The sequence below is a fragment of the Caldovatus sediminis genome (genome assembly GCF_014644455.1).
In the GTDB taxonomy this organism is placed as follows: domain Bacteria; phylum Pseudomonadota; class Alphaproteobacteria; order Acetobacterales; family Acetobacteraceae; genus Caldovatus; species Caldovatus sediminis.
Genome location: NZ_BMKS01000018.1, coordinates 21,908 through 36,428 on the forward strand (window position 1 = coordinate 21,908; position 14,521 = coordinate 36,428).

The 14,521-nt window shown below is 76.1% G+C and carries 12 protein-coding genes, 3 pseudogenes and 1 riboswitch; of the genes and pseudogenes, 9 read left to right on the forward strand and 6 right to left on the reverse strand.

Going from position 1 to position 14,521, the window contains the following annotated elements:
* Positions 1-28: 28 nt before the first annotated feature.
* Positions 29-597 (reverse strand): annotated as a pseudogene (locus IEX99_RS22715) (TauD/TfdA dioxygenase family protein).
* A gap of 151 nt (positions 598-748) precedes the next feature.
* Positions 749-967 (reverse strand): annotated as a pseudogene (locus IEX99_RS22860) (hypothetical protein); the annotation flags it as partial.
* Positions 968-1,158: 191 nt separating this feature from the next.
* Here IEX99_RS22860 and IEX99_RS19670 point away from each other — a divergent pair.
* Positions 1,159-1,965, forward strand: a complete 807-nt coding sequence (locus IEX99_RS19670) for an SDR family NAD(P)-dependent oxidoreductase (protein WP_188903476.1) — start codon at positions 1,159-1,161, stop codon at positions 1,963-1,965.
* 26 nt (positions 1,966-1,991) lie between these two features.
* Here the strand turns inward: IEX99_RS19670 and IEX99_RS19675 are convergent.
* Positions 1,992-3,124, reverse strand: a pseudogene (locus tag IEX99_RS19675) (acetoin utilization protein AcuC).
* Between the two features lie 62 nt (positions 3,125-3,186).
* Positions 3,187-3,296: riboswitch (TPP riboswitch) on the forward strand.
* Between IEX99_RS19675 and IEX99_RS19680 the strand changes: the two are divergent.
* The 4 genes from IEX99_RS19680 (at position 3,282) to IEX99_RS19695 (ending at position 6,695) form a co-directional block, all read left to right on the forward strand.
* Positions 3,282-4,040, forward strand: coding sequence for an ABC transporter ATP-binding protein (locus IEX99_RS19680; RefSeq protein ID WP_188903478.1), 759 nt, complete (start codon positions 3,282-3,284; stop codon positions 4,038-4,040). It overlaps the preceding riboswitch by 15 nt.
* Complete coding sequence (locus tag IEX99_RS19685; protein WP_188903480.1) at positions 4,037-4,888, forward strand: ABC transporter permease; 852 nt, start codon at positions 4,037-4,039, stop codon at positions 4,886-4,888. The genes IEX99_RS19680 and IEX99_RS19685 overlap by 4 nt, the downstream gene beginning before the upstream one ends.
* Entirely contained in the window at positions 4,885-5,892 is a 1,008-nt protein-coding gene (locus IEX99_RS19690; RefSeq protein WP_188903481.1) for an ABC transporter substrate-binding protein, read from the forward strand. Before IEX99_RS19685 ends, IEX99_RS19690 begins: the two co-directional genes overlap by 4 nt.
* A 17-nt stretch (positions 5,893-5,909) precedes the next feature.
* Positions 5,910-6,695, forward strand: a complete 786-nt coding sequence (locus tag IEX99_RS19695; RefSeq protein WP_188903483.1) for a glucose 1-dehydrogenase — start codon at positions 5,910-5,912, stop codon at positions 6,693-6,695.
* Between the two features lie 107 nt (positions 6,696-6,802).
* Here IEX99_RS19695 and IEX99_RS19700 read toward each other — a convergent pair whose 3' ends face one another.
* Positions 6,803-7,228 (reverse strand): hypothetical protein, encoded by a 426-nt coding sequence (locus IEX99_RS19700; RefSeq protein WP_188903485.1) that lies wholly within the window; start codon positions 7,226-7,228, stop codon positions 6,803-6,805.
* A gap of 1,029 nt (positions 7,229-8,257) precedes the next feature.
* On the opposite strand from IEX99_RS19700, the gene IEX99_RS19705 reads away from it, so the two are divergent.
* The 4 genes from IEX99_RS19705 to IEX99_RS19720 all read left to right on the forward strand — a co-directional run bounded on the left by IEX99_RS19705 (position 8,258) and on the right by IEX99_RS19720 (position 12,276).
* A complete protein-coding gene (locus IEX99_RS19705) occupies positions 8,258-9,415 on the forward strand; it encodes a glycosyltransferase (protein ID WP_188903570.1) in 1,158 nt (385 codons plus the stop codon).
* A gap of 13 nt (positions 9,416-9,428) precedes the next feature.
* Complete coding sequence (locus IEX99_RS19710) at positions 9,429-10,922, forward strand: ArnT family glycosyltransferase (protein WP_188903487.1); 1,494 nt, start codon at positions 9,429-9,431, stop codon at positions 10,920-10,922.
* A gap of 78 nt (positions 10,923-11,000) precedes the next feature.
* Positions 11,001-11,963 (forward strand): protein-methionine-sulfoxide reductase catalytic subunit MsrP, encoded by a 963-nt coding sequence (msrP, locus tag IEX99_RS19715; protein ID WP_188903489.1) that lies wholly within the window; start codon positions 11,001-11,003, stop codon positions 11,961-11,963.
* Positions 11,944-12,276, forward strand: coding sequence for a hypothetical protein (locus IEX99_RS19720; protein WP_188903491.1), 333 nt, complete (start codon positions 11,944-11,946; stop codon positions 12,274-12,276). Before msrP ends, IEX99_RS19720 begins: the two co-directional genes overlap by 20 nt.
* Before the next feature lie 93 nt (positions 12,277-12,369).
* Here the strand turns inward: IEX99_RS19720 and IEX99_RS19725 are convergent, their stop codons facing one another.
* On the reverse strand, positions 12,370-13,356 hold the full coding sequence (locus IEX99_RS19725; RefSeq protein WP_229678164.1) for a 2-hydroxyacid dehydrogenase: 987 nt from the start codon (positions 13,354-13,356) through the stop codon (positions 12,370-12,372).
* 71 nt (positions 13,357-13,427) lie between these two features.
* Positions 13,428-14,420 (reverse strand): aldo/keto reductase, encoded by a 993-nt coding sequence (locus IEX99_RS19730; protein ID WP_188903493.1) that lies wholly within the window; start codon positions 14,418-14,420, stop codon positions 13,428-13,430.
* Positions 14,421-14,521: the final 101 nt, after the last annotated feature.

Here is a 14,521-nt window from a genome sequence, read left to right on the forward strand (position 1 = left end):
ACCGCCTCCGAGGACGCGCGGCGCCGCCTCAGACCGGCTGCTCGAGCGTCGGCAAGACGTCCTCCAGCGTGACGCGGCGCATGTCGCGCGGGTAGCGCTTGCCCTCGTAGCGCCGGCCGCGGTGCATGGTGCAGCGGTTGTCCCAAATGGCGAGGTCGCCCACGGCCAAGACGTGGCGGTAGACGAGCTCGCGCCGGGTCGCGTGCTCGGTCAGGTCGCGGATCAGCGCCATCCCCTCGGCACCGGCCAGCCGCGGACGCGCCCGATGTGCGCCGAGAGGAACAGCGACAGCCGTCCCGACCCCGGGTGCCGGCGCACCAGGCGCTGCGGCACCGGCGCGCAGCGCGCCTTCTGCTCCTTGGTGAGGTCGTCGAAGCCGAGCTGGGCGCGGGAGAAGATCAGCGAGTGCTCGCAGACCAGGCGGCGCACCGTCTCCTTCATCGCTTCCGGCAGCGTGTCCCAGGCGGCGCGCATGTCGGCGAACTCGGTCTCGCCGCCCGCGGGCGGGATCACCCGCGCGTGCAGCATGGAGTACTTGGCGGGCGCCGGCTTGAAGCTCGAGTCGCTGTGCCAGAGCAGGTTGCCGAGGTTGTACATCCGCCGCCGGGTCGTCGGCCGGCAGGATCTTCCCGTCCACGCCGAGATTGGAGACGTCGTTGATCCGGTTGTCCGGCAGCCGGCGCCGCCCCTGCTCCACCGGGGTGGGCGTCTCCTCCACCTCGCCGAAGTTGCGGCCGAAGGCGAGCTGCCGCTCGTCGTCGAGGCGCTGCTGGCCCGGGAAGACCAGCACGGCGTGGCGGTCCATCGCCGCCTCGATCGCCCGCACCGCCTCCGGCGCGAGCGGGCGGGAGAGGTCGAGGCCCTCCGCGCGCGCGGCGAACACCGGGGGCAGGGGCGTCAGGCGCAATCCCCCGCCACGCCCGGTTTCCGTCGTCGCAGCGGCCGTGCCGACCCGCCCGTCGGGCATCGCCGCTCCTCCTCTCCCACGCGGGCGCCCGGACCCCTCGCGCGAGGCCCGGGACCGATCCCGACCGGCATGGCGGCCGTCCCGGCGGAGGGCCACAAGCGCCCCGCGCGCGCCCGCATCCCGCGCGCGCTTGTCCCGCCGCGCACGCGCCGGTATGTGACCGGCGCCATGGCCGATCCGCGCCCGCCGGCATGAGCCCGCCGCCGCTGAAGGGCCGTCGCGCCCTCGTCACCGGCTCGACCGGCGGGCTCGGTCTCGCCATCGCCGCGCGCCTCGCCGCGGAGGGCTGCGGCGTCATGCTCCACGGCCTCGCCGACCCCGAGGAGGCCGAACCCGCGCGTCGCGCCCTCGCCGAGCGGCACGGCGCGCCGGTCCTCTACTGCCGCGCCGACCTCGCCGACCGGACGGAGATCGAGGCGCTGGTGTGCGCGACCGAGCGGGGCCTCGGCGGCGGCGTGGACATCCTGGTCAACAACGCCGTGACGCGGCACTTCGGCCCGGTGGACGCGCTCGCGCCCGCGGACTGGGACGCCGACATCGCCGTCAATCTCACCGCCGCCTTCCACGCCATCCGCCTGACGCTGCCCGGCATGCGCGCCCGCGGCTGGGGCCGCATCCTCAACATGTCCTCGGTCTACGGCCTGATCGGCGCGGCCGGGCGGGCCGGCTACGTCACCACCAAGACCGCGCTGATCGGCCTGACGCGCGCCGTGGCGCTGGAGACGGCGCGCGAGGACATCACTTGCAACGCGCTCTGCCCCGGCTCCACCCTGACCCCGGCGATCGAGACGCGCCTCGCGCCCCAGCTCGCGGCCGCGGGCGACGACCCGGCCGCGCGCGCGGCGGTGGAGGCCGCCTTCCTCGCCGACCGCCAGCCGAGCCGCCGCTTCATCGCCGCCGACCGGGTCGCCGCCATGGCTGCCTTCCTCTGCGGCCCCGCGGGCGCGGACATCACCGGCGCGGCGATCCCGATCGACGGCGGCTGGTCGGCGAGCTGAGCGGCCCGCGGCCGGGCGCGTCTCCCTCACCCCTCCGGCGCCCGCGCGAAGACCTGCCGCACCTCCGCCCGCACCGGCCCGGCCGCGGCGCATCGCGCAGCGTCGTGAACCGGCGTTCGGGCGGCGCGCGACCTGCCGCGCGATGCCAGGCGAGGCCCCGCAGCACCGCCTCGGCCACCTCCGGCAGCCGCTCCTGGCTGGCATGCCCGTTCAGCGTCGCCCACACGCCCGCCCAGCAGCGCGCCACGGACCACGGATTGTACCCGCCCCCGCCGAGCACGATGAGCCGCTGCCCCCCGAGACCGGTCAGCGCCCCCCACCGCCCGGTGCGCGGTGTTGGAGAGCGACGGCCGCGCCAGCGGATCGTCCTCCAGCGCATCGGTGCCGCGCTGCGGCATGATCGTCTTGGGCCGCAGACGCCGGGCGATCGGCAGGATCGCGTGATGCAGCACGTGGTCCGTCTCGCTGTCGTTGAACCAGGGCGGGACCGGGATATCGCGCGCGGCCCGCCCTCTTCCCGCGCGGTCCTCCGCCGCCCCGCTGAAGAGCCAGCGCCCGGCCTCGCGCACCGACAGCGTGAAGACCCGCGGATCGTCGTGGAATGCGTCCTGCACGCCGTCGCCGCGATGCGCGTCAGTGTCCAGGTAGAGGACGTCCGAGAGGCCCGCATCCCGCCGTCGAGCAGCTCGAGCACCGCGTCGTTCAGGCAGCAGAAGCCGCTCGCCCGGTCCGCGCGGCCGTGATGGGTGCCGCCGCCCGGCGCGTGCACGACGCCGCTCCGCGACGCGGTGAGCCGCGCCACCAGGATGGTGCCCCCGGCGCCGGTCGCGGGCCGGCGGAACATCTCGCGGAACACCGGGTTGCCGTTCGCCCCGAGGCCGTGACGCGCCCGCTCTGCCTCGCCCACCGACCGCGTCGCCTCCGCCCGCATCAGCGCAGCGACGTATTCGGGCGTGTGGAAGCGGGCGAGCTCCTCCGGCGCCGCGCAGGGGCTCTCGCGATAGGCGGCGTCGGGCAGCCAGGCGAGCGCGCGGCACAGGTCCGTCGTCGTCGAGACCCGCGGGATCGCCAGCGGATGCTTCCGCCCGCAGGACGAGCCGCGATAGATCTCCGCGCCGACGTAGATCGGACGCGCCGCGGGCGGATCGGGCGGGGGCATCGGCGCGAGAGAGCCCGGCCGGGCGGCACTTGCAAGACGGCGCCGCCCGGCCCATACGGGATGGCGTCATCGGGGGGAGCCCCCTTTCGGGCTGAGAGGCGGGCATGGGGCCCGCGACCCCTGGAACCTGATCCGGTTAGGACCGGCGAAGGGATCGATGGACCGCGACCGCCCTCCTTCCTCCCCTGGCCTCTCGCTACGCGTCCCCGGCTTCGCCTTCGCCGGCGTGCCGGTGCTCGGCGGCTTCGCGCTGGAGCTGCGGGGCGGCGAGACGACGGCGCTGCTCGGCCCTTCCGGCTCGGGGAAATCCACCCTCCTGCGCATGGTCGCCGGCCTGCTGCCGGCGCCGGAGGGCACGCGCATCGCCGCCTCGGACGGCGGGCCGGTCGCCGGGCGGCTCGCCTGGATGGCGCAGCAGGACCTGCTGCTGCCCTGGCTCGACCTGATCGGCAACGTGATGCTCGGCGCGCGGCTGCGCGGCGAGGCGCCGGACCGGGCGCGCGCGCTGCGGCTGATCGAGGCCGTGGGCCTCGCGGGGCGCGAGCGCGCGCGGCCGACGGAACTCTCCGGCGGCATGCGCCAGCGCGCCGCGCTCGCGCGCACCCTGATGGAGGACCGGCCCTTCGTCCTGATGGACGAGCCCTTCAGCGCCGTGGACGCGCCGACGCGCCACCGCCTGCAGGGCCTCGCCGCGCGCCTCCTCGCCGGCCGCACCGTGCTGCTGGTCACGCACGAGCCGCTGGAGGCGATGCGCCTCGCCCACCGCGTGCTCGTCCTGCGCGGCACGCCGGCGGTGCCGGTGGAGGTCGCGGTGCCCGCCGCCACTCCGCCGCGCGAGGCGCATGACGTCGCGGTGCTGTCGGCCCAGGCCGCGCTGCTCGAGAGCCTCGCCGAGGCCACGGCGGAGGCAGCATGAGCGGCCTCGCCGAGGCCGCGGCGTCCCGGCGAGCGGGCGCCGCGCCGCTCCCCGCCCGCCGCGCCTGGCCGCGTCCCGCCGCCGCCGCGGCGCGCGCCCTCGTCTCCGGCATCGGCCTGATCGCCCTCTGGTGGCTGTTCGTCTGGGCGACGGACCAGCCGCACTTCATCCTCCCCTCGCCCGCCCGCGTCGCGACCGCGCTGGTGGACCGCTGGGACATCATCCTCGGCCACGCCTGGATCACGCTGCAGGAGATCCTGCTCGGCCTCGTGCTCGGCACCGTGCTCGGCGCGGCGGTGGCGCTGCTGCTGATGGCCTTCCCGCCGGCGCGGCGCTGGCTGCTGCCGGTGCTGCTCGCCTCGCAGGCGGTGCCGGTGTTCGCCATCGCGCCGCTGCTCACCCTGTGGATGGGCTTCGGCATGGCGAGCAAGATCGCCATGGCGACGATCATCATCTTCTTCCCCGTCGCCTCCGCCTTCTACGACGGGCTGCGCCGCACCGAACCCGGCTGGCTCGACCTCGCCGCCGCCATGGGCGCCCCGCGCCGCGCGGTGCTGCTCCGCATCCGCCTGCCGGCGGCGCTGCCCGCCCTCGCCTCCGGCCTGCGCGTCGCCGCCGCCTTCGCGCCGATCGGCGCGGTGGTGGGCGAGTGGGTCGGGGCCTCGGCCGGCCTCGGCTACCTGATGCTGCACGCCAACGGGCGCAGCCAGACCGACCTGATGTTCGCCGCGCTGTTCGTGCTCGCGGCCATGGCGCTCGCGCTGTGGTTCGCGCTCGACGCGCTGCTGCGCGCCGTCCTGCCCTGGCAACCGGACCGCATCTCCGAGGGGGAGACCACCACGCCATGACCGCCGAGATCCCGCGCCGCGCCCTGCCCGCGCTCGCCGCCTCGTCGCTGCTGCTGCCCGCCGCCGCCGCGGCGCAGCAGCCCGCCGCGCAGCCCCGGCCCGCGCCGCCGCCGACCGCGCGCCTCACCCTGCTGCTCGACTGGTTCGTCAACCCGGACCACGCGCCGATCATCGTCGCGCAGGAGGGCGGGCACTTCGCGCGCCAGGGTCTCGAGGTGCGCATCGTCGCCCCCGCCGACCCCTCCGACCCGCCGAAGCTGGTCGCCGCGAGGCAGGGCGACATCGCGGTGTACTACCAGAAGAACCTCCCGCTCGCGATCGAGCAGGGCCTGCCGCTGGTGCGCATCGGCACGCTGGTCCCGACGGTGCTCAACACGCTCACCGTGCTGCGCGACGGACCGGTCCGCACCCTCGCCGACCTGCGCGGCAAACGCATCGGCTTCTCCGTCGCCGGGTTCGAGGAGATCTTCGTCGGCACGATGCTGGAAAGCGTCGGCCTCTCGGCGCGCGACGTGCGCTTCGTCAACGTGAACTTCGGACTCTCCACCGCGCTCATGTCGGGCCAGGTGGACGCCATCATCGGCGGCTTCCGCAACTTCGAGCTGAACCAGCTCGACATCGAGAACCGTCCCGGCCGCCCCTTCTTCCCGGAGCAGCACGGGCTGCCCGTCTGGGACGAGCTGATCTACGTCGCCCACCGCGACCGCGCGCGCGATCCCGTGATGCGCCGCTTCGTGGACGCGGTCGACGCGGCGACCCACTTCCTCGTCAACGATCCCGAGGAGTCGTGGCGCATGTTCATCGCCGGCCCGCGGCGCGAGCTGGACAACGAGCTGAACCGCCGCGCCTGGCGCGACACGCTGACGCGCTTCTCCCTCTCCCCCGGCGCGCTCGACCGCAACCGCTACGAGCGCTTCACGCGCTTCCTGCACGAGCGGCGCATGATCCGCGCCGTCCCGCCGCTCGACAGCTACGCCGTCGAGCCGGTGCCGGCCGCGGCCTAGCGCGGGGAGACGCCGCCATGCCCGGCCGCGTGCAGGACAAGGTCGCCCTCGTCACCGGCGCCGCCTCCGGCATCGGCGCCGCCACCGCGAGGCTGCTCGCGCGGGAGGGCGCGCGCGTCGCGCTCACCGACCTCGACGCCGCGCAGGGCGAGGCGGTCGCCGCCGCGATCCGCGCCGACGGCGCCGAGGCGCTGTTCCTCGCGCACGACGTCACCGACGAGGCGGCGTGGGAGCGGGTGATCGCCGCCACCCTCGCCCGCTTCGGCCGGCTCGACGTGCTGGTCAACAACGCCGGCATCGGCGGGCCGGCGCGCCCGCCCGACGAGCAGGGCCTGGAGGACTGGCGCCGGGTGATGGCGGTCAACCTCGACGGCGTCTTCCTCGGCACCAAGCACGCGATCCGCGCCATGAAGCGCAACCGGCCGAGGCCGGGCGGCTCGATCGTGAACCTCTCCTCGATCCTCGGCCTGGTCGGCGGCACGCGGAGCGGGGCCTACACCGCCTCGAAGGGCGGCGTGCGGCTCTACACCAAGTCCGCCGCGCTGGCCTGCGCGCGCGAGGGCAACGGCGTCCGCGTCAACTCCGTCCACCCCGGCTACATCTGGACGCCGCTCGTCGAGCACGCCTTCGCCCAGCTCGAGGACCCGGAGGAGGCGCGCCGCAGGACCGAGGCGCTGCACCCGATCGGCCGCCTCGGCGAGCCGGAGGACATCGCCTACGGCATCCTCTACCTCGCCTCCGACGAGGCGAAATTCGTCACCGGCGCCGAGCTGGTGATAGACGGCGGCTACACGGCGCAGTAGCCCGCCGGAGCCGTCTTCGCCCGGCTGTGCGCGCTGCAACGGCTCCCGCTCGTCGTCGGTCGAGCCGATTCACGCTCCCGGCCGTTTCCAGCCGTCCGCGATCGGCCCTACTCCGCCGGCATCGGCAGGACCGGCGCCGGCGCCGCCTCCGTCGCCTCCTCGCGCGTCGTCAGCGCGAGCCGCGCCAGCTTGCCGAGGAAGGTCAGCACCCCGCCGAGCCAGAGGAAGGAGGCGACGATCGCCAGCATCGGCTGCTCCTGCGCAATCGAGAGATAGATGCCGAGCGGGAAGAGCACCGCCGCCGGCGCGCTGAGCACGAAGTGCAGCCGCGCCGACCAGCCATCGCGCAGGCCGGGCCAGGCGCGGTAGGTGAGCCCGAACAGCCCGAGCGAGGCCCAGCCCACCAGGTTCGCGTGCGCGTGCACAGGCGCCAGGCTGAAATCGTGCAGGATGCCCATGGCGATGCCCATCGAGACGCCCGCCGTCAGGCAGACCGCCGCCAGGAGGAGGAACCAGATGTCGATGCGAGCCATGGTGGGTCTCTCTCCGTGCGCGAGGGTGGCCGGAAGCGCCGACAGCGCGGGAGCGGGCTGCGCGCGGCCGGGCGGCGGGATCGCCTTCAGCCGGGACACGGGGGACAGCCGGGCGCGGCGCCGGCGCACCCCGCCGCGTCGCCGCGCCGCGGGTCGCGGTCGCCCGCGCCGGCGCGGCGCCGGCCGAGGCGCGGGCCGGCGCCGCCGCGGCGGCCCGCCGCGGTCGCCGCCCCGAGCCAGGCATCGCTCACGCGCAGCCACAAGGCCGCGGCGCCGCCGCTCAGCGTCTGGCCGCCGTCCCTGCTCATGCGCGCTCCCGATCCGTTCGCCTTGGCGGCTTCGTTCCTAGCGGGGCGATGTTTCGCCATGATGCCGCGATGCCGGCGACCGTGTTTCGCGTGTTTCGCGGCCCCGGCCCTCGCCTGCGGCCGGCTGCGCCGGGCGCGGGCCGCCCGGCCTGGCGCTCGCCCCGCGATCCGCACCTCCGGACCCTGTTCCTCGCCGGCGCGCCGCGGCCCCGTCGCTCCATGGCCGGCGGCACGAGGACGGGCGCATCGCGACGGACCGCATCCGCGGCCGCCGGACGCGCACCGGGCGAGCCGCGGCCCCCGCCCGCCTCGTCGGCTTCCCGCCCGAGGCGCTCGGCTTCCTGCGCGCCGTCGCCTGCCATCAGGAGCGCGCCCGGTTCGCCGCGAACCGCGCGATCCGCGAGGGGCCGTGCGCCCCCTTCGCCGCGCCGGTCCGACCTCGCGGCCGAGCTCGCCCGGCGCCGACTGCCGCTCACCGGCGACCCCGCGCGGGCGCTGCTCCAGCGGCGGCGCTGCGCCACCGCAGCCTCATCCTCATCCTCCGCCGCCGCTGGCCGGCCCGACAGGGCCTCGTCGCGCCTGGTCGCGCGCGCCGCCGAGGTCCTGCCGCCCCTCCGCTGGGGCTGGACGGCGCCCGCCGCCACCCGCCCGGGGCGCTGACCGCCAGGGCCGCGCGTGGCCCTTGCCCCGCCTCGCCCGCCGTGGAACATCCGCCGTGCCGATGCGCCTCGCCGACGCCGTCCCGGCGGAACCCGCACCCCTGACCGCGCCCTCGCCGCCCGGCCTCGTCCCGCCGCGGCTGTCCGTGATCGTCCCCTGCTACCAGGAGGCGGCCAACGTCATCCCCATGGTCGAGCGGCTGGCCGCGGCGCTCGAGGGCACGCCCTGGGAGGTCATCTTCGTCGACGACGACAGCCCCGACGGCACCGCCGCCATCGCCAAGCAGATCGCCGCGCGCGATCCTCGGGTGCGCTGCATCCGCCGCGTCGGCCGCCGCGGCCTCGCCTCCGCCTGCCTCGAGGGCATGCTCGCCTCCGCCGCCCCCTACGTCGCCGTGATCGACGGCGACGGCCAGCATGACGAGACGGTGCTGCCGCGCATGCTCGAGGCGCTGGAACAGGGCCGCGCCGAGATCGCCGTCGGCAGCCGCCATGTCGCGGGCGGCGACGCGGCGGCAGGACTCTCCCCGCTGCGCTGCGGGGTCTCGCGGGCCGGCGCGGCGCTGGCCCGCGCGCTGCTGCCGGTGCGCGTCGCCGATCCGATGAGCGGCTTCTTCATGCTGCCCCGGCCGCTCGCCGAGGAGCTGGCGCCGCGGCTGAGCGCCACGGGCTTCAAGATCCTGCTCGACCTGCTGCTGTCCGCGCCGCGGCCTCTGCGCGTGCTGGAGCTGCCCTACCGCTTCCGCGCCCGCGCCGCCGGGGAGAGCAAGCTCGACGCGCTGGTGCTCGTGGAGTACCTCGGCCTGCTGCTGCACAAGGCGCTGGGCGGCGCGGTGCCGCTGCGCTTCCTCGCCTTCGCCGCCGTCGGCGCGGTCGGACTGGTGGTGCACCTCGCGGTGCTGTCGCTGGCGCACGGCGCGCTCGCCATGGGCTTCGGCGCCGCGCAATGGGCCGCGACGCTCGCCGCGATGACGGCGAACTTCCTGCTCAACAACCGCATCACCTACCGCGACCAGCGCCTGCGCGGGGCGCGGCTAGTCCGCGGCCTGCTGCTGTTCTACCTCGTCTGCGGCATCGGTGCGGTGGCCAATGTCGGCGTCGCCAGCCTGCTGCTCCGCGACGGCATCTTCGACTGGGGCGTGGCCGGAGCGGCGGGCGCGCTGCTGACCCTGGTGTGGAACTACGCGGTTTCCTCCACGCTGGTCTGGCGCGCGCGATGACGATCCTGCCGGAATGAGCGTCTGGGCCTGGGCGCTGCTCGGCGCGACGGCGCTGCGCCTGGCGCTGGCGGCGGCCGTGCCGCTGGCGCCGGACGAGGCCTACTACTGGGTCTGGTCGCGCGGCCTGCAGCCCGGCTACCTCGACCACCCGCCGATGGTGGCGCTGTGGATCCGCGCCGGCACGGCGCTGCTCGGCGAGACGCCGCTCGGCATCCGGCTGCTCGGGCCGCTCTCGGTGGCGCTCGGCTCCGTGCTGCTCGCCCGCGCGGCGGCGGCGCTGGTGCCGGACCGGCCCGGCTGCGGGCCCTGGGCGGCGGCGCTGCTCAACGCCACCCTGGCGCTCGGCGTCGGCGCGGTGGTGATGACGCCGGACACGCCGCTGCTGTTCTTCTGGACCCTCGCGCTCTGGGCGCTGGCGCGGCTGCACCGCGACGGCGACGCGAACTGGTGGCTGCTCGTCGGCCTCGCCGCGGGGCTGGCGCTGGCGAGCAAGTACACCGCCGCGCTGCTCGGCCTCGGCATCCTGCTCTGGCTCCTCGCCTCGCCGCCGGCGCGGCGCTGGTTCCGGTCCTGGCAGCTCTGGGCCGGCGGGGCGCTGGCGCTCGCCGCCTTCGCCCCCGTGCTGGCGTGGAACGCCGCCCACGACTGGGCAAGCTTCGCCAAGCAGGGCGGCCGCGCCGGCGACGCCGGGGCCGGCGGCCTCACGCTGCGCTTCCTCGGCGAGCTGGTCGCCGGCCAGTTCGGCCTGGCGACGCCGCTGGTCTTCGTGCTGTGCGTCGCCGGTTCCGTCGCCGCGCTGCGCCTCGCCCGGCCCGCAACGCGCGGGGAGCGGACGGCCGCCGCCAGCGCGGCGCTGCTCCTCGCCGCCCTCGCCGTGCCCGGCGCCCTGCTCTTGCTGTGGCAGTCGCTCGGCAGCCGGGTGCAGGGCAACTGGCCCGCCATCCTCTACCCCGCGGCCGGCATCGCCGCGGCCTGCCTGCTCGGCCCGCGCTGGCAGCGCCTGCGGGCCCCCGCCCTCGCCCTCGGCGCGGCGGCGACCGCCTTCGTCTATCTCCAGGCCGTCGCCGCCCCCCTTCCGCTGCCGCGGCGCACCGACCCCACCCTGGCGCGGCTCGGCGGCTGGGACGAGTTCGCCGCCGCGGTCGAATCCGCCCGCGTCACCGCCGGCGCCGCCTTCGTTGCCGCCGAGGAGTACGGCCTGGCGAGCGGGCTTGCCTACCGCCTGCCGCCCGGCGTGCCGGTCGTGGCGATGGACGCGCGCTGGCGGTTCTTCGCGTTGCCCGCCCCGGCACCGGGCGTGACCGGCGTGCTGGTGCGCAGCGAAAGGCGCGGCGAGGGTCCCCCAATCTGGCCGGGCGCGGTCCCCCTCGGCACCACCCTGGTCCGCGCCCGGCGCGGCGTGGAGGCGGAACGCTACCGCCTCTGGCGCGTCGAGACCGCGGAGGGGCTGCCGCCGGCCGCGCGACTGCCGCGCCCGGAGCCGGCGGCGCGGTCGGGAGGAGGCTAAGGCGGACGCCACGCTTGACCTTGCGGGGCCCGCCCCGAACTGTGACCGAGCCCTGCCGAGCCCCGAGGGAGACCCCACATGCTGATCCGCATCCGGCGAGGATGGGAGATCCCCGAAAGCCGCGTCACGCCGGAGGCGATCGCGACCAACCGGCGCGCCGTCCTCGGCCTCGCCGCCGCCGGCCTCGCCGCCGCCCCGCCGGCGCTCGGCCAGACGCGGGACGCGGGCGCCCCGGCAGAGGGCTCGCCCCTGCCGCCCGCGATGCGCAACCCGCGCTACCGCGTCGAGCGCGCGATCACGCCGGAGCACGAGGCCACCACCTTCAACAACTACTACGAGTTCGGCAGCCACAAGAGCATCTACAGGGCCGCCCAGCGCCTGCCGATGCGCCCCTGGACCGTGAAGGTCGAGGGCATGGTCGAGCAGCCGCGCGAGTTCGGCATTGACGACCTGATCGCCGCCATGCCGATCGAGGAGCGGGTCTACCGCCTGCGCTGCGTCGAGGCCTGGTCCATGGTCGTCCCGTGGACCGGATTCCGGCTCTCCGCCCTGCTCGACCGCGTCCGCCCGCTGTCCTCCGCCCGCTACGTGCGGTTCGAGACCGCGGCGGTCCCGGAGGTGATGCCGGGCCTGCGCCAGAGCTGGTATCCCTGGCCCTACATCGAGGGATGCACCATCGAGGAGGCGGCGAACGAGCTCGCCTTCCTGGTCGTCGGCGCCTACGGCAGGCCGCTGCCGCCGCAGAACGGCGGGCCGCTGCGCGTGCACTTCCCGTGGAAGTACGGCTTCAAGTCGGGCAAGTCGCTGGTGCGCATCACCCTGACCGACCGGCGCCCGAAGAGCTTCTGGGAGACCGTCCAGGGCAACGAGTACGGCTTCTGGGCCAACGTGAACCCGGAGGTGCCGCACCCGCGCTGGAGCCAGGCGACCGAGCGGGTCCTCGGCACCGGCGAGCGCATCCCGACGCGGATCTTCAACGGCTACGGCGAGTTCGTCGCGCACCTCTACGTCAACCTGCAGAATGAACGCCTCTGGGCGTAGCGCGCGGCGGCCGGGCGGAGCGGCAGGCACGGCGGCGATCGCGCTCGGCATCGCGTTCCTGCTGCTCGCGGTGCTGCCCGCCGGCCTGCTCGGGCCGTCGGCGCCGCTCGGCGAGGCGATCTATCGCCTCCACCCGCCCTTCCTGAACACGTTCCAGGCCGGGGTGCAGCGCCACCTCGCGCCCTGGCTGTGGGACGACGTCCTGCTGCCGGTCCTGCTGCTGCCGGGCTGGCTGCCGTTCGCCGCGATCGGCCTCCTGCTGGTCGCGCTCGGCGGCGCGCGCCGCCGCCAGCGCCGCGCCGCCGCCCGCTGAACCCGCGCGCCGGAGCCGTCTTCGCCCGGCCGCGCTCGCCGCGACGGCGCCTCCGGTTGCCTGCCCGGCCGCTTCCGGCCGACCGCATCGGCCCTACGCGCCCGCCAGCTCCGGCACGATCCAGAGCGGCTTCTCGCCCCGCGCCACGCGCTGGCAGTTGTCGAAGGCGTTGCGGAAGCGCGCGACCTGGTTGTCCCAGGTCGGCCCGGCGTAGTGCGGCGTCAGCACCACGTTGTCGAGGCCGAACAGCGGGTTGTCCGCCGGCGGCGGCTCCTGGTCGAAGACGTCGAGGCCGGCGCCGGCGATCCTCCCCTCGCGCAGCGCCTCGCAGAGCGCCGCCTCGTCCACCACCGGCCCGCGGCAGGTGTTGACGAGGTAGGCGCTCGGCTTCATCCGCGCGAGCTCCGCCGCGCCGATCATGTGCCGCGTCGCCGGCGTCAGCGGCACGTGCAGCGAGACGATGTCCGACGCCCCGAGCAGCTCGCCGAGCAGGCGGAAGCGCACGCCGAGCGCGTCCTCCGCGTCCTCCGGCAGCCGCACGATGTCGTGGTAGAGGACGCCCATGCCGAAGGCGTTGGCGAGCCGCGCCACCTTCTTCCCGATCGTGCCGAGCCCGACGATGCCGAGCGTCCTGCCCCGCAGCTCGTAGAGCCTGACCTGCGAGGGGTCGTTGCCGCGCCAGCGGCCGGCGACGACGTTCTGGTGCTGCCAGACCAGGCGGCGGCAGACCGCGAGCATCAGCATCAGCGCGTGCTCGGCGACGGCGGTCGCGTTCGCCCCGCCGTTGTTGCAGATCGGCACCCCGGCGCGCCGCGCCGCCTCGAGGTCGCAGGTGTCGTAGCCGGCGCTGAGGAGCTGGACCAGGCGGAGCTTCGGCGCGGCGCGGAAGAAGGCGTCGTCCATCGCCGGGCTGCCGAAGCCGACGAGGTATTCGGCCTCCCGCATCGCCTCGGCGAACTCCGGCGTGCCGAACCGCGCCACCACCATCTCGAACCCGGGCGGCGCCAGTTCGCGCGCCACCTCCATGGCGCTGAGCGGGCTGTCCATCACCACCATGCGCGGCCGGCGCTGCGTCGCCATCGGCGTCTCCTCCCCCCTGGGCGGGGCCCAGGATAGCGCGCCGCCGCCCGGCGGCCAGGGGCGCGGCGCGCTCAGCCGCCGGCGAGGCCGCGCTGCAGCTCCGCCGCGCGCGCCAGCGCCTCGGCCGGCAACGGCCCCTTCGCCGCCGCGGCCAGCGCGTGCTCCAGCTGGTCGAGCGTCGCCGTGCCGATCAGCACCGTGCCCATCTCCGGCGCCGCGATGGCGTAGCGCAGCGCCGCCTCGACCAGGTCGCCCGCGTGGCCCTCGGCGACCAGGGCGCGGAGCCGCCGCGCCCGCTCGACATCCGCGCGGTAGCTCGGGCCGGAGCCGATCGGCGCCACCTCCGGCTGCGCGACCGGGTGCCGCGCCTCCTCGCCGCTCAGCGCGCCGCCGGCGAGGACGCGGATGCCGATCACGCCCATCCCCGCCGTCGCCGCGTCGCGCATCGAGCCCTCGAAATCGTGCACGCCAAGCCCTGCCGGCAGCGGCGCGCGGGCGCTCGGGTTGAGCAGGTTGTAGGGGATCTGCGCCGTGTCCAGCACCCGCGCGCCGATCACCCGGCGCAGCGCCGCCGGCTGGCCGAGCGCGGTGAGGCCGAGGAAGCGCGTCTTGCCCTGCGCGCGCAGCCGCTCGAAGGCCGGGACCACCTCCTCCAGCACCGCCTGCGGCGTCAGCTCCGCCGGCGCCGGCGTCTCCGAGACCGGGTTGTGCAGCTGGAAGAGGTCCACCTGGTCGCGGCCGAGCCGGCGCAGGCTGTCCTCGAGCGAGGCGACGACCGCGGCGCCGATCCGCCCGCGCTGCTCCGGCGCGATCCGCACCTTGGTGCCGACGAGCACGTCCGGCGCGCCGAGCGCCTTCAGCACGCGGCCGAGGTTCCGCTCCGACTCGCCATCGCCGTAGGAGGCGGCGGTGTCGAAGTAGGTGATCCCCGCCTCGATGGCGCGCGCGATCGAGCGCTCCTGCTCGGCCGGCGCGCCGCGCACCATCAGCCCGCCGACCGCGCCGCACCCGTAGCCGAGCACCGAGACCATGAGCCCGGTGCGCCCGAGCCTGCGCTGTTCCATGCGGTGTGCCCTCCCCTCCCCGCGGGCGGCGCGACGGCCGCGGCGTCCCCCTGTTCCGGCCGCGCCAGGCCGCCCGTGCCCGCCGATGCGGGGGCCGGCCG